Source organism: Micromonospora avicenniae, assembly GCF_900156065.1.
Classification (GTDB): Bacteria; Actinomycetota; Actinomycetes; order Mycobacteriales; family Micromonosporaceae; genus Micromonospora; species Micromonospora avicenniae.
Genome location: NZ_FTNF01000032.1, coordinates 1 through 21,240, shown reverse-complemented (window position 1 = coordinate 21,240; position 21,240 = coordinate 1). Strand labels below are relative to the sequence as shown.

The following is a 21,240-nucleotide window of genomic DNA, read 5'->3' as shown; positions in this document are numbered from 1 at the left end:
CTACGACCCGGTGCAGAGCATGGACCCGGCAAGGCCGACGGCCTGGCCCGAGTGCTCGCCGAACTGGCCGAGCAGCGGCAGGTGGTGGTGTTCACCCACGACACCCGGCTGCCCGACGCGATCGGTCGCCTCGACCTGGGTAAGGCGGATCGTCGAGGTGACCCGCGCGGAACGGTCGGTGGTGACCCTGCGCACCGCCTCCGACCCGGCCAGCCGTTACCTGGACGACGCGCACGCGCTGGCCCGCAACGACGAGATCACCCCCCGAGGTACGCGGGCCGGTGGTCGCGGAACTGTGCCGCTCCGCCGTCGAAGCCGCCTGCCGATCCCCAGCCGCTCTCTGCCAACCCGTATCCAGGGGCCAGCCACCAGTCGCCAACGCCTCGGTTGATCGTGCAGGTGCCGCCCGCGTCCGGGGCCGCCACCGCGTCGATGGTGTTCGGGATCCTCGGTGTGCTCGGCGGCTGGTGCCTGTTCGGGTTGCCCTGCGTTCTCGCCGTCATCCTCGGCCACGTCGGTCTGCACGAGACCCGGAAGGGCACGAGGTCCGGACGGGGCATGGCCGTCGCCGGTCTGGTCCTCGGCTACGTCTTCGTCGGTCCGATGATCGTGTTCACCATCATGCTCTTCTTCGGCGCGGCCGTCGGAGCCGTCACCCCGACGCCGACGTCGACGCCGTGAGACGTGTTGGCCTGGTCGGTCCCACACGGTGCGGCAGGTCAGTTCGCCTGCCTCGAAGATCGAACTTTGACTCCAGGACAACGTGGCTGTCGAGAAGTCGGTACCACCCCCAACGTGTTCATCAAACGCCAGATGTCCGACCAAACTCGCGCTACCGGCTGGCGGTCGGTGCGGCAATAATTCGGAAGCCGAAGGGATGATCGATGACCGACATAGACGAGAGCACCTTTGAGGCTGAGCTCATCGAGGAGGACGCTGCACGTAGCATCGCGAAGGCGGTCAGCGCTCGGCATTCGATCGCTCGCAAGTACGTCATGCGGGTCCGCCGCCGGAATCCGGACGCTACGCCCGCCGAAGTGATCCGAATGCTCGAGCGGCAGTACGTCACCGCCATCAGCACCGCGGGTGCCGTCATCGCCGCCGGTGCGATAGTGGCCGATGTCGCGATCGCGCTGATTCCCGTCGCCGGAGCCGCTGCGGCCGGCGCCAAGAGCGCGGGACAGCAGGCGGCGAAGAAGGCGGGTAAGGAAGCTGCGAAGGCCGCCGCTAAGAAAGCCGCGAAGGCGGCTGCCAAGAACGTAGCGCTCGGTGCCGCGACGACGGGAGCTCGGCGTGTTGCGGCGCTCCTTCCTGCGGGCGACCAACAGCTCCAGTTCGAGATCACGGCGATCTTCGGGCTTGCCATCGCCGACATCCACGGCATGGACCTCGACAAGGAGCAAGCCCACGCCCTGGTCTACGGGCTGTCGAACGAACGCGTCAGCCAGCAGCAGATCGCGAAGATGGCAACGGACCTCGCAAGCATGTCGCCGGGCGGCGCCGTTGGCGTCGGACACGCGATTGCTGCCGGTCGCAACGATTGGTCGCACTGGGCGAACACGCTCGCGGACACGCTTCCCGGTGGCGCGGCGCAGAGCCTCGTCCGCACCATCCAGACCGGCCAACTGGACACCGTACGAGCGAACTTGAACGGGAAGCAGCAGGCAGCAATCGAATACGGAGTCGGCGCCCTGGCAGGAGGGGTCACCCGCTTCCTATTCGGTCGGGAGGTGGTCGAAGCAGCCCGGGTCGCATTCGCTGATGCTCCAGAAGAGTTCCCAGCACACCTGGCCATTCCAATGAAGGCGAAGGCCGAGGACGATGACGCTGAGCCGAACCGAGCGCTCGCGGCGCTGGAGGACGCAGCGAAGGCGACGGGAAACTGGATCTCCGACGCCGCCAACGTAGCGGGTGCTGGCGTGACGGCCGCGGCGGGCGCTGTGGCGCGTCCGTTCAGAAGCGTCGACCTGGACGGCGACGGCATCCCGGACGCGCCGCAGGCGCTGACCGCAGTGAAGGGTGTGGGCGGAGCGATCGCGGGCGCAGCCGGCGCGGTCGGAGGTGCAGCCGCTTCGCTGTTCAAGACCAAGAAGCTGGGACGCCGTGCTCCTGGTGCCGACCAACCTCAGATCGCGGACACGGCGGCCGGTGCCGAGGAGTAGGCAACGTGGGTGTCGTAATCCGTAGGGCACGGGAGGCCTGCACCTTGACCGTGTTCTGCGAGCAGCCGAGCACTTCCGCTGTCCGCTGGACCGTCAGGTCCTCGACGTAGCGAAGCACCACGATCGCCCGCTGCTGCCGGCTGAGCCGGGCCAGGGCGCGGCGTACCGCGTCCCGGTTGGCGGACTCCCCGGCTATGTCGCCGTACTCGGACCTGTCCGGTGGCTGGCTTGGAATCTCGCCGCGCCAGTGCCGCCGCCACCAGGACACGTGCGTGGTGAACAGCGCCTTGCGCACGTACGCCTCGGGATGCCCGACAGTCGTAATCGTGGCCCAACGCCGCCAGACGTTCGCCAGGACCGTCTGTAACAGGTCCTCGGCCCGTCCGGCGTCACCGGTAAGCAACCAGGCCGAACGCAGCAGCGCATCGGAACGCGCCGCCACGAACTCGGCGAAGCCGTCCGGCGGTGCCAGTTCCCGGGGTCGTTGCATGTATATGTGTACCTCCCACCAGATGAACGCGCTGGAGGAACGGTCCGGTTAACACTCGAGTAGATCGAATCTGCACCGCGCGACAGCGCTCGAGGGACCCACGCGATCAATCCCGACCTACGCATCCGCCCATCGACTACAGGAAGCGCACTGAACCGCCATCGACGGACCAGCGGCATGAGCCGCCCGTCCGGCTGCGCCGCCGCGGCAGAGGGCAGCAGTGCCGCCGCCTGATGGCAGGATCATGCGCGATGATGGCGCGCACCCCAGGATCACGCAGAAGAGCCTTGAGTACGCTGGCGATCTCCACCGGCCGAGCCGCGCTCCACCAGTGATGCCGCCCCGCTTCGAGTAGCGGTGCCCGACGCACACGGAGTCCCAACCGCGCGACCACGACTACCGCCTGCTGGTCGGGCTCGTAGGCGGCATGGAGCGGCCCGGACAGCGACGCGATGACGACGAGATCTCCGGGTGCTGCCAAGGCACGAGGCCGGAGCAGTCGAGGCAATGCGGAGCCGGTCACCGGCGCAGTATGCCGACAGCCGCAGCAACACGCTACGCGTTACCGATCGGTCGCCCAACGGGCCCCGTTCAGCTGCCCTGCCCGGTCGGGTCGAGGCTCGTGACCGCAAGGTTCGCGCACTTGAGGGCGGCGGTCTCGTTGGGGAAGCGGCGTCGGGCGCGGACGGCGCGGCGGATGCACGCGTTGACGTGGGCGCCCCGAGCAGCAGGCGGTGCCGTGCCGTGTGCATCGCTCAACACAGCCGCCCGTAGGGTGGTTCCCGTCATTGTCAGCTTCGCCACGGTCCCTGGACGGCTGGAGGTCACGTTGCCCTCGATCGATGACTTCACGACCTGGGAACCGCTGCTGAGGCTTGTACGGGCCGGCAACGCGCAGAGCCTCGCGGCTCCGGGCGGCCAGGTGGCGGGAATGGTCAGCCGTGGCGCGTGGAGTGTGCCGCTGCCCCGGCGGATGCCGCCGCCTGGCCGGGCCTCCCAGGTCGAGGACATGCAGGACGAGTTCGACGCGGTGAATCGGGTGCGAAGCGCGTTGACGGACGACGGTCTTGACAGCATTTCGTTCGTGGTGGAGATGTCGTCGACTGGGCATACCGCGCTGCATCTGCTCAATCTCGGCCCCGCCGCGGAAGTCGGCCTCGGGCCGTACCCGGGTTCACTCATCCTGGTTGAGGGCGCTGTCCCGGAGCCGTGGCGCCGTCTTCCCGATCCGGTACCCGGGGCGGTGCCGGCCCCGTCAGTGGATCTGTCGTTGCTGGAGCGGACGCTCCGCGAGCGAATCGCGGATGCTACCGGTGCGACCGAGGCGGAGATCGCGGCTGCGGAAACGCGACTCGGCGTTGCGTTGCCCGACGAGCTCAAGGTGCTCTACCGGGTAACGCGGGCACGGTGGCAGGACTGGGGTGACGATTACGCCGCAGCGGAGCGCGTGTCCCGAGCGGTCGGCTGCGAACTCTTCCCGCTCGACGAGCTGTACATCGCCGACGCGCCGTCCCGTCCGTGCCCGTGGCGATTCGCGGCGACAGAGGCGGTGGCCACCTCGTCCGATGCCGCGGTGCAGGGGATGGTCGGCTCACCCGGCTGGATCGCATTCGGCGACAACGGCGGAGGCGACCGGATCGCGATTGACCTGACACCAGGCCCACGCGGGCACGTGGGCCAAATCATCGTGCTCGATCATGAGCAAAACATCGGCGCCAGCCTGCTCGCCGACTCCCTCACCGACATGGTGGTGAGGGAACGCACAGACTGGTACGCCAGCCGCCGCGCAGACCAGCCACCGCTCGTGGCCAGGGTCAACATCGGGAGCCTGACAAGTATCGAGGCCGCCGCCCACCCCGACCTGGAGGTCCTGAGCATCGGCGTCTGGGACGGCGAGCCGCTCAGCCTCGCCCCCGTCAGTGGGTTACCGCGCCTGCGAACCCTTACCGCCTACCCGGGCACGCTCGCCGACCCACTGGAGATCGCCAAGCTGACCGGGCTGGAGTTTCTAGAACTCGGGCCGGAAGAGTGGCGGGTCCTCCTGGATGCCGGAGCCGTCCCGAGCAGCTTGTCGGCGGCCGCAATTGAGGTCCACGGCAACCGGCCCGTGCTTCCGATCGTGGCCATCGCCAACGAGATCCTCTCCCTCTGGGACCGCCCCCCGATCGCCCAGACGATCCTCGAAGGCCACCTCGGTCCGGGGGTGTAATTAACGACTGCGCGGGGCGTGGTGGGTGCCGGGGCCACAAACCATCGACGTGTCCCCCACCGCTGCCCGCGCCGCCGGTCGCGTCCACGAAGATCACCATGCCGAACCTGGAAAGGGTCTGCGGCAATGGCTGTGGGGAGCGGTGGTCTGTCTAGTCGGCTTGACCGGCGCGCGGGATGGTCACGAATCCGTCGATCCACTCGTCCTGATCGAGCGTGTAGCCGTTGATGTAGAAGCAGTTGGGCTCGTCGCGGAAGCCAGGCAACTCCCTGGCTCGCTGTATCCGTTCATTCGCTCGCACTTCCGACGAATACACCCCCAGAATCTTGAGATCGTCACCGTCTTCCTCGTCCCAGATCAGCTCGCCGGCTTCGTCTCGATGCGTGGTTGGTCGCCCGTCGAGCCACCGGGCGTGGCGGATGTGCCAGAGCACGAAGACCTCCATACGCCCGACGCTATCCCTTGCCGCTTCCACTCGAGCCGCCTGACCCTCGGACACGGCAGACTCGGCTGAGGGGCAGCGCGGAGCGTCCGTCTGGCAGAGTGCGCTGAACCGACCGCGATGCCCGAGACGCCTGCTCGCGGTGGCCGGTTCCGTGGCTAACCGTTGAACTGTTCCCATTCGAGGCGGGAGCGTAGGGGCCGCAGGGCTGAGGGTTGCCGGCTGCCGACGCTGAGCCAGATACCACTCTCGCCGTAGTCGGCGGCCATGGCGACCAGTCCGGGAGCCACCCAATGGCGTGTCGGGTCGCCAGGAACACGCATCGGTTGCAGCGGGACGGGAACCATTTCCTCGACGAACTGATCCAGGACCTCCGTGGTGACCGTGGCGAAGCCGGTGAACGGTGAGGTGCTCGCCGCTTCGTTGAGGGCGAACTGGAGCAGGAAGCCGCTGAGGCGTTCCCGCTCGCGTAGCCGCTTCGGGCCGCCGTCGTACCAAACGACGGGATCGTCGTTGGTGGGGTCGATCAACGCCACCCAGGCGCCCTGATTCTCGGCCGCGAAGACCACCAGCGGCTCGTCTTCCGCATACTCGATCTCGTCGAGCGGCTCGATGAAGTCCTGCTGGCCGAGGATCTCCTCGCGGCCGGCGGCGATGTCGTGAAAGGCCAGCAGCGGGGCCGGAAGTTTCATGGCCGCGTGCCCGGGGTGTGGCCGGTAGCACCGGCACATCGGCGTACCACGCGGTCAGAAAGGAACGCAGTGCTCGAGTCGGGTGCTGCGGCACATCGTGTAGCCAGTCGATATCGGGTACCGGCAGCGTCGGCGTTGGCCGCGCCTTGTCCAGCAGCCCTGGGGGAAGCGGCTCCCGCCAGGTCAGTCAGCGAGCGTAAGTGACCCCTCTTCCCCGGTGTACGGGTCCATCCCGCGGTAGATGCTCTTGGCTTGGTAGAGCTCACCGAGGGCCAGGCAGCCCTCGGCCATCTTGACAAAGCCCAGGAGCGGCTGATTGGACCGGTTCTTCGAGCTCATCCACTGAGTCGCCTCGCTGGGTAGAGGCTCGCGCAGCATCAGCGTGTTCGCGTCGTCGACGGCGTTGCCGTGGGGCCGGTCGCCGGCGTCGACGATCACGACCAGCGCGTCGGCTCCGTACGCGAAAGTGACGCCATCACCATGTACGACCTCGACGTTCGGGCCGGCGGCATTGACCGCCGACCGCTCCGGGACAATCGACCATCCCTCGATCATCGGGCGAGTATAGGAGCGCGGATCGGTCCAACACCCTGCGCTGACGGCCGCAACTCACCGTTGCGGGGCGCCCGCCACACCGACCGTCGCCGGACCGGGGGACGTCTACCCAACGGCACCAGCGAGGGACGGGCCACGGACTGCTCCGGGCCGGATCGCTGCTACCTGCTCAGTCCAGGCTGACCATTACCGACCGTCGCCGCCTCCGCGGACAGGCTACGGCGACGCGCTACCGGTCAGCCGCGGATCAGGGCGACGGCCCGGGCGAGTTCGTCCGGGGTGACGCGGGCGTCGAGGAGAGTCGCGACACCTCCGAGGTTCCACGCCCGGAGCTGGTCGACGTCCTGGCCGGCCGCCCGCATACGCTCCTCGACGAACCAGTACCGGTCAACCCGTTCCGCCAGCGTGGCCCGCTCCGCGGCGAGGTCAACGCCCGGCACGGCAACCGTCCCACCAAGCGCGGCGACCTGCCGGCCGAGGTCGTCGCCCCACAGCTCCAACTCCCAGCCCGGCCACAACTCCGACCAGTCCTCAACCAGCCCGACCAACGGCCGGATACTCCACAGCCCGGCCCGGCGTCGCGCAACGTCGAGATGCAGCCCCGCCGTAGGGTGCGTCGAGCACACAGTGACGAGGTCGCGTGAGTCGAGCCGGTCCAGCAGGCGCGGGCCGAGTCGCCACGGCGGGCAAGACTCGAAGGGCAAGGCGTAGAGCTGGCACCCTCCGTCAGCGTCGGCCACGCTGACGAGGTATTCCACCGGGCCGTCCGGCCGTTCCCCGCCGTCTGGGTACAGGCCATCCCACCAGGTGCGCTCGCCGCGCACTTGGTCGCGGCTCTCCCCCAGGTACGCCAACAGGTCGCCGATCCCGTCGTACGCCCAGCTCACCGACCACCCGCTCCAGGTGCGCCGGTACGCATCCAGCAGCCCCGCACGGTAGGCATAGCGCCGCTCGAGAGGGAACTGCCCCAGTTCGGTGAAGAGCAGCAATTGCTGCGCATCGACGTCGATGAGCAGGCCGCCTTCACAAACCAGGTCCTCGAACCAGAAGTCGTCCCGGTAGTCGTCGAGCTGGGCGAGCCAGCGAAGCGTGATGTCAGGCCCAGCGGCGAAGTGGTAGTCGAGGCCGTAGCCGCCGTGTGCGTACCGCACGGAGCGGCCGTCCTGAACGAGCACGTAGTTCACCCGGCTGCCCATGGTCGTCGATACTAGGGCCGCGGGGTTGCTCCCGATGCAGTGGTGACTCACCCGCCGCGACCCTGGGCCGTAGTCGAGGGCGCGCCGCGACAAGACCTCCATCCCTACCAGGACACGACATCTTGCCGCGTCTACTACTGGCACCGCGTTTGTGGCGCATAGATGGTCCGACGGCGCCGCCCCTGTCGCACGCGTTCTGCACGCCGAACCTGCCCTGAGTAAGGTCGCCCGCATGGCTGACGCTGTCGTGATTCCGGGCGGTAGGTTCGGGCCCGAGGTTCCCCTGCTGATGTACGCCGGCGATGTGGCGCAGCAGCGGGGCGCAACAATCGTGGTCCCAGAAGTTTCCGGCGGCCGGGCAGCACGAAATCGAGAGCTGGGTCGGCGGTGAGGTGGTTCCGCTGATCGACAAAATCGGTGGTCGCCCACTGCTGATCGGCAAGTCGCTCGGCACGAACGCGGCAGCGATCGCCGCCGAGAGATCCTTGCCCGCCGTGTGGCTCACGCCCCTGCTCGACCTGCCCTGGGTGGCCGATGCGTTGGACCGTGCGACCGCGCCGTTCCTGCTCGTGGGTGGCACTGCCGACAAAAGATGGGACGGTGACGTCGCCCGCCGGCTGACGCCCCACACGCTAGAGGTGGAAGGCGCGGATCACGGCATGTACGTACCTGGCCCGCTTACCGAGTCGATCACGGTGCTCAGTCAAGTCGTGGTCGCCGTGGAGGAGTTCCTCGATGCTATTGGCTGGCCGGGTTAGTCACCTGGTCCCGCATCGGCGCGGGGCGCAGCATGGTCACTCGGTGGGGATCTCCGGTGCCGCCCACGCATGTCGGCGTGGGCGTACGCAAACGGGGTGCTTTCCGGGCGACCTGCCAGCGAGCCTGCGCTCCGCCGGCGCGTCGGAGCCGGCCGGCGGCGTGAGCGCGTCTGCGCGCTCCTGGCCGTGACGGTCGCCGCCCTTGGACTCCTGATTCGCACAGGGATCCGGTTCCCGGGTCCGCGGCCTGCACGTCGACCAGAAACTTGCACCTTGCAAACTGATTGATGCGTGCCGATACTCGGAGGGGCCTTCGAGAGACATCGGTCGAGCAGGCGACACGTCTCCCGATCGCGCCCATGGGCCACGATCCAACGGGCCTTGCCACTCCTGAGGAGGAGCCAGTGAGGAACAAGCTCAGTCCATTCGCCCGATCTGCCCGGTTACTCGCCGCCGCCGTCGGTGCGATCGCCACCACCGCCTTCGTACTGCCGACCGCCGCAACGGCGTCCCCTCAGGACTTCACTGCCAACCAACTCGCTGAGGTCAACGCCGCGGTGCATCGCTCGGGCGTCGAGGGCATCGCCTGGCACGTCGACCCGGCATCCGGCCGTGTCGTCGTGACCGCCGATGACACCGTCTCGCCCGCCGAGATTGCCACGATCAAGCAGACCGCCGGCACCAAGGCCGGCGCCATCCGTGTCGAGCGGGCCTCCGGGGTCTTCAGCCCGCTGTTGTCCGCCGGTGACGCCATCTACGGCGGCGGATACCGATGCTCGCTCGGCTTCAACGTCGTCAGCGGCACCACCTACTACTTCCTCACCGCCGGGCACTGCGGAGACGTCGCCAACGCCTGGTACACCAATGCCAGCCAGAGCACTCCGATCGGCCCGACCGTCAACTCCAGTTTCCCGGGCAACGATTACGCGCTGGTCCGCTACGACAACACCTCACTCAGCCACCCCGGCGGGTTCACAGTCGCCGACGCCTACGTGGGGGAATCCGTCACACGGACCGGATCGACCACCGGCACTCACCGGGGAACCGTGACCGCGCTCAACGTGTCGGTACGCTACTCCGGCAAGGGCGGCGGCACCGTGAGCGGCATGATCCAGACCAACGTGTGTGCCGATCACGGCGACTCGGGCGGCCCACTCTATGACGGCTCGAAGGCGCTCGGCCTCACCTCGGGCGGCAGCGGTGACTGCACGACCGGTGGCACCACCTTCTACCAGCCCGTACGCGAGGCAGCCAACGCGTACGGTGTGACCGTCTACTGACAAGCCGATCCGGCAATCGGCAAGGGCGTCGGGCCATGTCCGACGCCCTTGCCGACACCGGCTCCGACCGTCGATCGGCTCGGTGACGTTCCCCGTCGCAGAAAGCCACCTTCGTGCTGAACCATCAACCGACGGAAATAGGCGACGGCATGCCCCGGCGATCCGAACTGATTCTTCCCGTTCATGTAAGCACCGGAATACGCTGGGGCCCGGTCACCTAACCGTCACGGAGGTGTTCGCGATGCCGATCGGCCGGTTGCACCATCTGATCATCGACAGCCCGGATCCGCCGACTGAAGCCCGGTTCTGGAGTGCGGTGCTCGGCGACCCGATCACCTATGCGGATGAGGACTTCGTGGTCGTATCGGCCAACACCGCGACGTCCGGGCTGGCGTTTCAGAGCGCCACCGAGCTGACGCCGCCGACGTGGCCGGAGCCGACAGTGCCACAACAGATGCATCTCGACGTGATGGTCGACGACCAGGTGACCGCGGGCGAGAAAGTGCTCGCGCTCGGCGCGCGGCGGTTGCCCGGCGATCATGTGTATGCCGACCCGGCCGGTCATCCGTTCTGCTTGATCAGGCGCCCCGCCTGGGCGCCACCGGTGAACTGAGCTCAGCGCCGGCGTGTCCAGGCAGCTTCGAGCTCTTCCGTCACCTTCCAGGAAGCGCCCCCGGCGCCGCACGTGTGTCGGTTTCATCATTTCGAACTGGTTTCGACGGCCCCTGACCCGTGATTGATCTCCCCATTGGAGGTAGTGATGAGAGTGCTTGTGGCGGGTGCCTCTGGCGTCCTCGGAAGACACATGAGCATGGCTCTGGCCGACGCCGGTCACGACGTGATCGGCCTGACCCGGTCGCCCGCCGGCGCCGAGCAGCTGGGCAGGATGGGCGTTGAGCCGTTGGTGGCGGATCTGATGGACCGCGACGCTCTCCTGCATGCCGTTGACGGCATGCAGGCGGACGCGGCCATCCACGCGGCGACCGCGCTGCGGAAAGTGCCGATGCGGCACCAGAACATGGCCGCCACCGACGCGCTGCGTGTCCAGGGCACCCGCAACCTCATCGAGGCGGTCCAGTCGATCGGCGCCCGCCGGCTCATCGTCGAGTCGATGCATTTCGGGTATGGCTATGGCGATTTCGGCGACCGGACGATCACCGAAACCAACACCCCGTTCGCGCCGCCCGGGCGCACGCCGGCGCTGGAGCGCCACCTGCAAGGCTTCCGGGTCAAGGAGCACCTCGCCCTGCACACCGACGGCGTGGATGGCATCTCGCTGCGTTTCGGTGCCCTCTACGGTCCCGGATTCGGTGCTGGCGGCACGGATCAGATCGTCACGATGCTGCGCAAACGCCGGCTGCCCGTCGTGCCCGACCGTCGCCCGGGCCTGCTGCCGTGGACCCATCTCGCCGACGCTGGTGCGGCCACCGTTGCGGCCCTGGAACGCGGCACGCCCGGCCAGGCCTACCACATCGTCGACGACGAGCCGGCCTCCATGAACGCGCACGTGCGGTTCCTGGCAGCCGCGTTCGGCACGCCGAAGCCGATGACCGTACCGCTGTCGCTCGTGCGGGTCATCGGTCCGTACCTGTACGTGTTCCTGACCTCGGCGGCGCGCCTTTCGAACGACAAGGCCAAGCGGGAGCTCGGCTGGACACCGACCTACCCCACCTACCGTGACGGTATCCGTAGTCTCGCTGCCAGCTGACCCCCGCCATCGGCCCGACCAGGTGTGCCGTTCGGATCGGCTCTTCCTCGGCGGCCTTCTGATTTGTGCAGGTGCGCAAAGTGGTCCTTGTGCCGGTGGTGACACCGCAGTGAGGGTGATCAAATCCCGTGCCGCAAGGAGTCGGCCGGGCGCTGGACCACCTTGCAGGAGCAACAGATGCGCAGAGTCAAGGCACCACCCGCCCTCGCCATCCTGGCGGCGGCCGCCCTCCTCGGCACCACCGCCCAGGCCGCGAACGCCGCGCCGGCGAGCACGACGACGGACGCGGAGGCGCCGGTCCCGGCGACCGTGGCGCCCGCTACGGACACCCCGGCGCTCGTGGACGACCTGGCCGACCCGGTCGACGCCACGATCGCACCGGACAAGGCCGCCAAGGCCCACCTCACGGGCCACAAGGACCGCTACAGGATCGCCGACCCGGCCGGCACGCTCACCACGGCGAGCGTCGACACGCGGGGCACGCGGGAGACGGTCCGGCTGAACCAGAAGTACAAGGGCCTGCCCGTGTTCGGCGGCCAGTACGTGGTGCGGATGGAGAAGAAGGCCGGCAAGCGTGCGGTGACCGGCACGTCGGGCAGCTACTTCACCGACCTCGATGTCGACACGACGCGCCCGACGATGCCCGCGGACGTCGCGATCGCGCGAGCGGTCGAGGACGTACGCAGGAGCCTGCACCCCGGCGCCGCCGTCGTGGCCGGAGAGCCGCGGCCCGGTGCGAAGCCCGGCGCGGCCAGCGCCGACCTCACCGGCACCGACCAGGGGCTCGTGGTCATGCCGACCGGCACCGGCGTGCTCGCGCGGCGCGTGCTCGTCAAGGGCAAGGACGTCGCCACGGGCCAGCCCGTGCTCCGCGACGTGTACGTGGGCGCGACGAACGGGGTGACGCTGCTCAGCGTCACCCGGATCAAGTCCTTCGCCACCGCGCAGCAGGCCGCCGCCCTGGCCGCCGGCGGGACCGCTGTCGCGCCGCGGACCGTGCCGACGCCGTCGGTGTCGGCCAGCGGCACGACCTCGGTCGTCGGCGAGGGCAAGAGCCTGCACGGCGCCACCGTGCCGGTCCCGCTCGTGCGGGCCGACGACGCGGACTCGTACCTCATGATCGACCAGACCCACACCCTCCCGGAGGGCCGGACGGTGCCGATCACGACCTGGGACGCTCGGGGCCGGGACTACTACGACCTGCTCGGCGGCCAGCTGCCCGAGGGCGTCGGGCCGTTCACGTCGCCGTCGAGCACGCTCGGCGCGGACCTCACCGACGCCGGCGCCGTGGACGCGGCCTGGGACGCCGCGAAGGTGTTCGAGTGGTACCAGACGAAGCTCGGGCGTAACAGCCTGGACGACAACGGCATGGCGATCAACTCGATCGTCGGCATCACCTACAGCGGCTCTCCGTGGGTCAACGCCTACTGGGACGGCACCCGGATGGTGTACGGCAGCGGCGACGCCGAGTACCTGCCGCTGGCCGCCGACCCGGATGTCGTGGGCCACGAGATGACGCACGGCGTGGTGGAGAACTCCGCCAGCCTCGTCTACGCCGGCCAGCCGGGTGCGCTCAACGAGGCGATCGCCGACTACTTCGGCAACGCCATCGACGTCGACGCGACCGGCACGCCGATGACCGACCCCGAGGCGAGCCTGATCGGCGGTGACCTCTGCCGCACCCTGGCTCCCGCCACGTGTGCCCTGCGCAACCTCGACGACGGCGCCACCACCGCGGACTTCCAGCACCTCATGGACACGCCGCAGATGGACGACGGTGGCGTGCACCTCAACTCGACGATCGTGTCCGGCGCGCTGTGGGACCTGCGTCAGGCGTTCGGCGGCCCCGTCGCCGACAAGATCGTCTACCGGGCGCTCACCGACTACCTCACCCCCATGTCCGACTTCGTGGACGCCCGCGAGGCGGTGCTCGCCTCCGCCAAGTCCTCGGGTCTGAGCAACAAGGACCTCAAGGTCGTGCGGGCGGCGTTCGACTCCCGCGGGATCACCGCGAAGTGGAAGGCGAACCTCTACGGCAAGAAGACCGACCTCCTCATCGACCGGCTCAACACCGGAATGTACGTCGACATGACGGCGAGCATGGCCGGCGGCTGGTTCGCCGTGCCGCGCTCGGACGCGAACCACACCGAGCCGACGTCGATCTGGGTGGGCCGCACCGACGGCAAGATCAAGCCGTACCGGATCTCCCCGAACGATGGGAACCCGCACAGCTTCCCGCACACCGACGGCAAGCGGGTCGTGTGGCTGTCGATCGAGGCGGACCAGGACTCGCCGACGTGGGAGACCGACCGCATCCTGTCGGCGCCGATCGGCGGCGGCCAGGTGGAGGAGCTGTACCGCTCCCCGTACCGGATCGACGGCCTGAGCTTCGACGGCAACGTCGTGGCGTGGAGCCAGTACGACCCGGACCAGGACTACCTCGACGTCGTGCGCTACCTGCAAGGCAGCTCGCGGACCGTGCACACCCTCGCGCACCCCGACTGGGTCGGGAACGCGACGGCGCCGGACGTCAAGAACGGAAAGATCTCCTACGTCCGGTACGAGGACTACGCGCAGCCCGACGCCAACGGCAACCGGTGGTCGCTGGGTGTCGAGGTGTACGACCTCGCGACGGGGAAGATCACCTTCGCCGGCGGTGACCCCGGCGCCGAGACGATGAGCTACCCCCAGCTGTCCGGCACCGGCGTCGCCTGGGTCATCAACCGCGACTACGGCCAGTACGTCGACGGCCAGTGGAACCAGGGCACGTTCAACGACTCCGTACGGCTCTTCGACTTCGCCACGGGCACGAGCCACCTGCTCTTCGAGGAGAACTCGCCGCAGGCGATCCGCGCCGATGTGCTCACGCTGTCCGACACGACGCTCACGGTCACAGAGGAGGCCCCGTACGACCTCTGGCTCTCCACCGGCGGCTACCCGGACAACGCGCTCAACCCGAAGCTCAAGCAGTACACGTTCGACGGGGAGTACGTCGGCCCGGCGTCCTGCAGCCCGGGCGCGCAGATGTTCGCGACCGCTGGTGCGGGGCGCGAGGTGATCTTCATGGACTCGTCGGCAGGCGGTTTCGGCCTGGCGTACGCGAAGGGAGCCAAGTCCTGCGAGTGATCCCCTGCTAGGGGACGCGATGCACGACGGCGCGCCGGTACCTCTTCATGAGAGGTACCGGCGCGCCGCCGTGTTCGGGACATGGCCTGATCGACGGATCGCCGGCCCTCAACGAGGCGTTCAGCGATATGAATGAGGCTTCAGCCAGCCCCGCTCCGCCGCCAGCAGCGCGATCTGGAACCGAGTCCGGGCACCGAGCAGGGAACCCGCATCGCTTACATGCTTCTGCACGGTACGGCGGCTCACCTTGAGCACGCGGGCGATCGCCTCGTCCTTCATCCCGGTCGCCATCATGTGCAGGATTTCCCGTGTCCGCAGGTCCGGCCCCACGGTCGTCAGACTGCCCTTCGGGGCCGGCCCATCGTGTCGGCTGCCCAGCGACACCGGGTCGGCGCGCTCCCACACGCTCTCGAACAGCGCCACCAGCGCCACCACCAGCGCGGGCGAGTGCACCACCAATGAACCCGCCGCCGGGCGGTCCTCGCGCACCGGCAGCAGGGCTGCCGCCCGGTCGAACACCGCCAACTTCACCGGCAGCCGGGCCGCCAGCCGTAGTTCCCCGCCCTGGCCCGTCCCGAGCAGCGCCGTCTTGAGCGACACCGCGTCGGTAAAGCCCTCCGTCTCGTACACCGACCGCATCCGCACCCCGGGTGCCACCGCCGACTCCCCGACGGACGCCTGCTCAGCCAACACATACGGCGGCTTGGCCAGATGCAGTACCTCGACCGAGCTTCCCTTCAGCAGCTGACCGTAGCGCTCCGGCACCTCGTCCTCGCGCTCCAGCAACTCCACCAGGTGCGCGGCGCGCGGCCCGGACACCGCCTCGTACACCTCGTGAAGTCGCTCCACGAGACCCTCGACGCGGGCCAGTTCGGCCCGCCGCCGGGCCAACAGGGCGCCGAGCGACGACCTCGGTGGGCCGGCTACCCATCGCGGTACCGTGCCATCGATCTGCAGCACCAGTGCGGAGTCCGCGAGCTGTCGTAGCGCTCGTTCCGCCTCCGCAAGGGACACCCCGACCGCCGCCGCCACATCGGTGACGTCCGCCGACCGCACCGCCACCAGGTGCTCCAACACCCGCCCGGCGAGCGGATCCAGACCGGCTACCGCCCACGGGCTGCCTGCAGTTCCGTCCATACGTTCTGACACTCCTGTGGTCTGAGCATGCTCCGCTCCGGCGGACACCATCGGTGTGGTGGTCAGGCCGCCAGGGCGGCTCCTAGTCGGCGGGACTGCGGTGGCCCAGGCCGTCGTGCGGCGCCGGTGCAAGTTTTACCAGCCGTCCGGCAACTGAAGACGCCCGTACCCGCCAGTGGCCGTCGAGCCGGGAATCGAGATCGGCGCCTCGTTGAGGATCATGACCGCTACTGACGCCTGCAGAACTCTCGGGGGGGTGACCCTGGATATCGAGATGGGCGTCGGTGGAGGAACTAAGCCGGCTGTTCCACTTTGCCGCTGACCACGCTGCCGACTACCGCCGGTCGTTGCTGGAACGGCCGGTCAAAGCGCAACTGGACCAGGCTGAAATGGCCAATGTCATTCTCCCGCCCGTTGCCCTCGGCCCCCGCTCCCCCGGAACAGGTACTGGCGGACCTGCTCGCCGCGGCCGAGCCCGGTCTGGTCACCGGCGCAGGCCCGCGCTACTTCGGTTTCGTGGTCTTGTCACTCGCGCCCCACAGCGCACCACAACCTTGGCGACCCGCCGTGGATGACCCTGCATGCCGCGGAGACCCCGCCGCCGGGTGACGTAGACGACTACGTGTCACACCCGGAAGGGCTACCTCGTCTCGCTGATGAAAACGCGAAACGGGCGACGAAGGAATACAGATCGATCATGCAGGGCGGCAGGCACCACCGGCGGACAGTACGGGCCCAACGCCCGGCTGTGGGCTCCAGTCGTCCCTACCAGTAAGGACTTATCATATGACTTTCGACGATATGTCTCTCCCGCCGGTATCGCCCGAGGATGTTGCACCCCTCATGGCCGCAGTGACGGGTTCGGTGCTACTGCCGGGTGACGCGGGGTACGACGACGAACGCGCCGTGTTCAACCTGAATCATGAGCTGGTGCCCGCGGTGATCGTGGTGGCGGAGAGCGTGGCTGATGTGCAGGCGGCTGTCGCCTTCGCGGCGGGGCAGCGCCGGCCGGTCCTGGTGAAGACCACCGGCCATCAGGTGATCGACGCGGCACGCGGCGCGGTCGTGATCGCGACCCGTCGGATGAACGACGTGGTCATCGACGCTGTCGGCCGCACGGCCCGGGTCGGCGGCGGAGCGGTGTGGTCCGATGTCGTCGGGGAGGCGGCCAAGGTGGGGCTGGCTCCGCTGAACGGCTCGAACCCCACGGTAGGAGTCGTCGCTTACACCCTGGGCGGCGGTCTCAGCCCGAGCCTCGGCCGCTCCCACGGCTACGCCGCCGACCATGTGCGCTCGATCGACGTGGTGACCGCGGACGGCGAGCTGCGGCATGTCGACGCGGAGTCCGAACCCGAGCTGTTCTGGGCGCTGCGCGGCGGCAAGGGTAACTTCGGGGTGGTCACCGCACTGGAGTTCGACCTGTTCCCGGTGCCCCGCCTCTACGGCGGCGGCATCTACTTCCCCGGTGAGCGGATGGCCGATGTGCTGCGGGCCTGGACCGCGTGGCACCCGGGCACGCCGGAGACCATGGTCTCGTCGTTCGCCGTGCTGCGGCTGCCACCGCTGCCCGAGCTGCCGGAACCGCTTCGCGGGGCGTTTTTGGCGACTGTGCGGTTCGCCTACACCGGCACGGCCGAGGACGGCGAGCGCCTGGTAGCGCCGCTGCGGGCGGTGGCCCCGGCAGTCCTGGACACCGTCCGGGACATGCCGTACGCCGAGGTCGCGTCGATCCACAACGAGCCGACCGACCCGTTGCCCTACTACGAACGGGGCATCATGCTGCGGGAGTTCCCCGCGCAGGCGCAGGACAAGCTGCTCGAACTCGTCGGCCCGGGTGCCGAAACCGGCCTATGGATCGCCGAACTGCGTGCTCTGGGTGGGGCGTGGGACCGGGAGCCGGCGGTCCCCAACGCCGTGGCGACCAGGGGCCTGCCGTACAGCCTGCTGGGCGTCTCGGTCGGCCCGCTGTCGGAAGAGCAGCGGCTCAAGGAATCGGTCGCCGAGCTACTCGACGGCATGGAGCCCTGGCGGGGCGAGCGGCGACTGGTGAACAACCTGGCACCCGATGAGGCGACCGACGCCGCCGCGATCTACGGCCCGGAACGCTACGAGCGCCTGGCGTCGGTCAAGAAGACCTACGACCCGACCAACATGTTCCGGCTCAACCACAACGTGGTGCCAGCCGCCTGACCAGACGGCCGACCAGGCAGCACCCTGGACATGATCAATTAGTCGATCATGTCCAGGGTGCTGTCGGTGTCGAATCAGATGGCCGAAACCTGCCACTCGCTGCCCAGCGGGTGCGTTCCGCTGACCCGCTCGCCGCGTTCCAATTCCTGCACCTAGAAAAGGAGTCAGTCACATGCCACTGAAGCTTGGCGTCAACCTTCCGCAGGACTCCCATTACGACTTGACGGCGGACGTCGTGAAGTTCGCGCGGGCGGCCGAAGAGATCGGGTACGACAGTCTCTGGGCGTACGAGCGGCTGCTCATGCCCGTCGACCAGAGCGGTCCCCACGGTCTGTACAACATTCCTGACATGCCCTGGTTCGACCGGTATGCGTCCACCGGCGAGGCGCTGACCACTCTGGCGATGGCTGCTGCCGTCACCGAGCGGATCGAGCTGGGAACGGGTGTCCTCGTTCCGCCGCTGCACACGCCGTTTCGGCTGGCCCGAACGCTGGCGACGCTGGATCACCAGTCGGGTGGCCGAGTCATCGCGGGCCTTGGCGTCGGCTGGTCGATCGACGAGTTCGCCGCGGCCGCGCCACGGCCGTACTCCGAGCGCGGCGCGGCCCTCGACGAGTTCCTGGACATGGCCTCGGCGGTGTGGGGCCCCGACCCGGTCTCGTTCGAGAACGACCGCTACCGCATCGCCCCGGCGATGGTGAAACCGAAGCCGGCTCGCCAAATCCCGATCTATCTGGGCGGTCTCGGTCCGGCCGCGCTGCGCCGCATCGCCCGCCGCGGCACCGGATGGCTGCCCACCGGCATCCCGCCAGAGCAGGTCGTGGCGCAGCTCGCGCAGCTACGTGAAATGGCAGCCGAGGCGGGACGGGACCCGGCCGAGATCAACTGCATCTACCAGGTAGCCGTGCAGGACCTGTCCGAGGTGCCGGCGGAGGGCCGCCAGCCCTTCGCCGGCAGCCCGAAGCAGCTGGTCGAAGACTTGGCCGTCCTGGCTGAGGGCGGTGTGCACCACGTCTACGTGACTACGACTGTGGCCAGCAAGGACGTCAATGAGCTGATCGACAACAGCGCGGCGATTCACGAGGCTGTGCGTGGCGCAGGACTGTGATTGAGCCATTTTCATCCTGCGTAGCGGGTGGTTTCGACGTGGTGCCGGACTTGGACGATCGCGGTTGCTCGGCGTGGGCAGCAGCCCACCTTGACCAGGATCTTACCGGCCTTGAGCGTGGCGATCTCTGTCTCGGGCCCCCGGCTGTGGTGGTGGTAACTCCTGTGAACCTCCCACTCGAAAAGGCCGTTCTGCAAATGGGTCTTATCGGCACGTCGAATTCCGGCATGTGACCCCAGATTCCGATCGGAGAAGAGATGTGACTGTGGATGAACTGCGTGGCACCGTGACCGGTCCGGTACTCCTGCCCGGCGACGACGGTTTCGCCGATGAGGTGGCTGGGTTCAATACGAACAACGTGATGGAGCCGGCCATCGCGGTCGGTGTGACCAGTGCCGCCGATGTGCAGGCCGCGGTCCGTTACGCGGCCCGGAATCAGCTGCCGGTGGCGGTACGGGCAACCGGGCATCAGGTCGTCAAGGACGCGCGAGGCGCCATCCTCATCAACACGTCCCGGATGCAGGACATCCGCGTCGACGCCGACAAGCGGAGCGCCCGGGTCGAGGCCGGTGTCGACTGGGCCAGGGCTTCCTCCGAGGCAGCCAAGCACGGGCTTGCGGCGCTCAGCGGTTCCGCGCCGACGACCAGCGTGATCGGCTACACCCTCGGGGGCGGGCAGAGTCCCTTGCTGGGGCGCTCGCACGGGTACGCCGCCGACCATGTCCGGCGGATCGAGGTGGTGACCGCAGACGGTGAGTTGCGGCAGGCCACCGCCGACAGCGAGCCGGACCTGTTCTGGGCGCTGCTCGGTGGCAAGGGCAACTTCGGCGTGGTGACCGCGATGGAGTTCGACCTGTTTCCGGTGACCGAGTTCTACGGCGGCGGGCTGTATCTTCCCGGTGACCGGATGGAAGATGTCCTGCGGGTCTGGGGCGCGTGGGCACCTGAGCTCCCGGAGCAGGCGACCACCTCGGTCGCCGTGCAGCGGCTTCCACCCATCCCCGAACTGCCGGAGCCGTTGCGGGGCGCGCTCGTGCTGCATCTTCGCTTCGCGTACCTGGGCTCGGCTGAAGATGGAGAGCGCCTGCTCGCGCCGATCCGCGCGGTGACGCAGCCGCTGATCGACGGCGTGCGGATGCTGCCTTACGTGGACAGTCCGCTGATCCACCTGGACCCGACGACGCCCGCCCCGTACTACGACGGCACGACCACGCTGCGCGAGTTCTCCCCCGAGGTGCTCGACGCCCTGGTCGAGTTCGCCGGACCGGCGGTGGACAATCCGCTGGCCAGCATCGAGATCCGCGCCCTTGGCGGCGCGTTCGACCGGGAGCCCGAGGTACCGAACGCGGTGCCCACCCGTGGCGTCCCATACGTGGTGTTCGGCGCTGGGGTAGGTGGGCCCGACCAGGCTGAGCTGCTTCGGAGCTGGCTCGAGCGCATGGTTCACACCTTCGAGCCATGGTCGGTCGACCAGCGCCGCATGGTGAACTTCCTGTCCAAGGACGAGGCCACCACACCGGAACAGGTGCGGCTCGTCTACGGCGCGGAGCGCTACGACCGGCTCGCCAGGATCAAGCGCCGCTTCGACCCGGACAACATGTTCCGCGTCAACCACAACATCCAGCCCGAGTAGCAGCCGGACGAATGGACGTGAGCTTCGATGGGCCACGGAAGGCCCATCGAAGCTCACCAACGAAGGTCCATCCCGTTGCCTGGCCCGAAACTTGCAGCGATCCGAGTAGACCAGCTCTGGCAGGCCGCCGTTATGCGTGAAGGAGACGAGAATGAGCAGGCCACTCGGATATCCCACTGATCCCTGGGGACGAAGGTTCGGTCAGCTGGAGGCACCGATCCTGGTCAGTGCGACCGGGCGGGTGCGCCCGAAGTCGCTTCGGGAGGCGCTCCCCGACGACCCCGATTACCGGAAGTACATCCCGATCGAATACCGGCTCGACGCCAAGCGCATCGTCGGTGATCTTGCGCAGGATCTGCAAGGGGGACATTCAGCGCACGTGTGGGTGGAACTGGCTCATGCCGGTCTCCTCACCGCCGAGATAGTCGCAGAGACCTCCGCATTGATCAGCGGCCTAGCTGTGCTGTCCAGGGACGTTGGTCAACCTGGTGATGGGTGGTAGGCCGCCGATGGCTGAGTGAGGCCGGTGGTGATTGTAGTGATGCAGGAAGGCT

At 68.3% G+C, this 21,240-nt stretch carries 20 protein-coding genes and 1 pseudogene; 12 read left to right on the top strand and 9 right to left on the bottom strand.

Annotation, left to right across the window (positions count from 1 at the left end):
- Entirely contained in the window at positions 1 to 195 is a 195-nt protein-coding gene (locus BXA10_RS28345) for a hypothetical protein (protein WP_076473910.1), read from the bottom strand.
- Positions 196 to 393: 198 nt separating this feature from the next.
- On the opposite strand from BXA10_RS28345, the gene BXA10_RS28340 reads away from it, so the two are divergent.
- Positions 394 to 681: a DUF4190 domain-containing protein gene (locus BXA10_RS28340; RefSeq protein ID WP_076473909.1), complete on the top strand. Its 288-nt coding sequence runs from the start codon at positions 394 to 396 to the stop codon at positions 679 to 681.
- Positions 682 to 884: 203 nt separating this feature from the next.
- Positions 885 to 2,162 (top strand): hypothetical protein, encoded by a 1,278-nt coding sequence (locus BXA10_RS28335; protein WP_076473908.1) that lies wholly within the window; start codon positions 885 to 887, stop codon positions 2,160 to 2,162.
- Here BXA10_RS28335 and BXA10_RS28330 read toward each other — a convergent pair.
- Positions 2,080 to 2,652, bottom strand: coding sequence for a SigE family RNA polymerase sigma factor (locus BXA10_RS28330; RefSeq protein WP_076473907.1), 573 nt, complete (start codon positions 2,650 to 2,652; stop codon positions 2,080 to 2,082). The two genes, BXA10_RS28335 and BXA10_RS28330, sit on opposite strands and share 83 nt — an antisense overlap.
- Before the next feature lie 1,009 nt (positions 2,653 to 3,661).
- Between BXA10_RS28330 and BXA10_RS28320 the strand changes: the two genes are divergently transcribed.
- Positions 3,662 to 4,861, top strand: a complete 1,200-nt coding sequence (locus tag BXA10_RS28320; protein ID WP_217696876.1) for an SMI1/KNR4 family protein — start codon at positions 3,662 to 3,664, stop codon at positions 4,859 to 4,861.
- Between the two features lie 151 nt (positions 4,862 to 5,012).
- Here BXA10_RS28320 and BXA10_RS28315 read toward each other — a convergent pair whose 3' ends face one another.
- From BXA10_RS28315 to BXA10_RS28300, 4 genes are all read right to left on the bottom strand, one after another.
- Positions 5,013 to 5,306 carry a DUF7336 domain-containing protein gene (locus BXA10_RS28315; protein WP_076473906.1) on the bottom strand — a complete coding sequence of 98 codons (294 nt, stop codon included), beginning with the start codon at positions 5,304 to 5,306 and terminating at the stop codon, positions 5,013 to 5,015.
- A gap of 155 nt (positions 5,307 to 5,461) precedes the next feature.
- Positions 5,462 to 5,995: a hypothetical protein gene (locus BXA10_RS28310; RefSeq protein WP_076473905.1), complete on the bottom strand. Its 534-nt coding sequence runs from the start codon at positions 5,993 to 5,995 to the stop codon at positions 5,462 to 5,464.
- 183 nt (positions 5,996 to 6,178) lie between these two features.
- A complete protein-coding gene (locus BXA10_RS28305; protein ID WP_076473904.1) occupies positions 6,179 to 6,550 on the bottom strand; it encodes a hypothetical protein in 372 nt (123 codons plus the stop codon).
- 236 nt (positions 6,551 to 6,786) lie between these two features.
- Entirely contained in the window at positions 6,787 to 7,746 is a 960-nt protein-coding gene (locus BXA10_RS28300; protein ID WP_139338202.1) for a hypothetical protein, read from the bottom strand.
- 302 nt (positions 7,747 to 8,048) lie between these two features.
- On the opposite strand from BXA10_RS28300, the gene BXA10_RS28295 reads away from it, so the two are divergent.
- The 5 genes from BXA10_RS28295 (at position 8,049) to BXA10_RS28275 (ending at position 14,618) form a co-directional block, all read left to right on the top strand.
- Positions 8,049 to 8,504 (top strand): alpha/beta fold hydrolase, encoded by a 456-nt coding sequence (locus tag BXA10_RS28295; protein ID WP_245828600.1) that lies wholly within the window; start codon positions 8,049 to 8,051, stop codon positions 8,502 to 8,504.
- A 404-nt stretch (positions 8,505 to 8,908) separates the two neighbouring features.
- The gene (locus BXA10_RS28290) at positions 8,909 to 9,784 is read left to right on the top strand and encodes a S1 family peptidase (RefSeq protein ID WP_245828598.1); all 876 of its coding nucleotides are present in this window, start codon (positions 8,909 to 8,911) and stop codon (positions 9,782 to 9,784) included.
- A 241-nt stretch (positions 9,785 to 10,025) separates the two neighbouring features.
- On the top strand, positions 10,026 to 10,397 hold the full coding sequence (locus BXA10_RS28285; protein ID WP_076473927.1) for a VOC family protein: 372 nt from the start codon (positions 10,026 to 10,028) through the stop codon (positions 10,395 to 10,397).
- A gap of 147 nt (positions 10,398 to 10,544) precedes the next feature.
- Positions 10,545 to 11,492, top strand: coding sequence for an NAD-dependent epimerase/dehydratase family protein (locus BXA10_RS28280; protein ID WP_076473901.1), 948 nt, complete (start codon positions 10,545 to 10,547; stop codon positions 11,490 to 11,492).
- Between the two features lie 177 nt (positions 11,493 to 11,669).
- The gene (locus BXA10_RS28275; protein WP_076473900.1) at positions 11,670 to 14,618 is read left to right on the top strand and encodes a M4 family metallopeptidase; all 2,949 of its coding nucleotides are present in this window, start codon (positions 11,670 to 11,672) and stop codon (positions 14,616 to 14,618) included.
- A 120-nt stretch (positions 14,619 to 14,738) separates the two neighbouring features.
- On the opposite strand, the gene BXA10_RS28270 is transcribed toward BXA10_RS28275, so the two are convergent.
- The gene (locus tag BXA10_RS28270; RefSeq protein ID WP_076473899.1) at positions 14,739 to 15,755 is read right to left on the bottom strand and encodes a helix-turn-helix transcriptional regulator; all 1,017 of its coding nucleotides are present in this window, start codon (positions 15,753 to 15,755) and stop codon (positions 14,739 to 14,741) included.
- An 843-nt stretch (positions 15,756 to 16,598) separates the two neighbouring features.
- On the opposite strand from BXA10_RS28270, the gene BXA10_RS28265 reads away from it, so the two are divergent.
- The gene (locus BXA10_RS28265; RefSeq protein WP_245828596.1) at positions 16,599 to 17,945 is read left to right on the top strand and encodes an FAD-binding oxidoreductase; all 1,347 of its coding nucleotides are present in this window, start codon (positions 16,599 to 16,601) and stop codon (positions 17,943 to 17,945) included.
- 172 nt (positions 17,946 to 18,117) lie between these two features.
- Positions 18,118 to 19,053, top strand: coding sequence for a TIGR03619 family F420-dependent LLM class oxidoreductase (locus BXA10_RS28260; RefSeq protein WP_076473897.1), 936 nt, complete (start codon positions 18,118 to 18,120; stop codon positions 19,051 to 19,053).
- Between the two features lie 11 nt (positions 19,054 to 19,064).
- On the opposite strand, the pseudogene BXA10_RS31140 reads toward BXA10_RS28260, so the two are convergent.
- Positions 19,065 to 19,175, bottom strand: a pseudogene (locus tag BXA10_RS31140) (IS5/IS1182 family transposase); the annotation flags it as partial.
- Positions 19,176 to 19,318: 143 nt separating this feature from the next.
- Here BXA10_RS31140 and BXA10_RS28250 point away from each other — a divergent pair.
- Positions 19,319 to 20,686: an FAD-binding oxidoreductase gene (locus BXA10_RS28250; protein ID WP_139338200.1), complete on the top strand. Its 1,368-nt coding sequence runs from the start codon at positions 19,319 to 19,321 to the stop codon at positions 20,684 to 20,686.
- A gap of 151 nt (positions 20,687 to 20,837) precedes the next feature.
- Entirely contained in the window at positions 20,838 to 21,188 is a 351-nt protein-coding gene (locus tag BXA10_RS31735) for a hypothetical protein (RefSeq protein WP_175649334.1), read from the top strand.
- Here the strand turns inward: BXA10_RS31735 and BXA10_RS31135 are convergent.
- On the bottom strand, positions 21,141 to 21,240 hold a 100-nt coding region (locus tag BXA10_RS31135), incomplete at its 5' end, for an integrase core domain-containing protein (protein ID WP_139338199.1). The two genes, BXA10_RS31735 and BXA10_RS31135, sit on opposite strands and share 48 nt — an antisense overlap.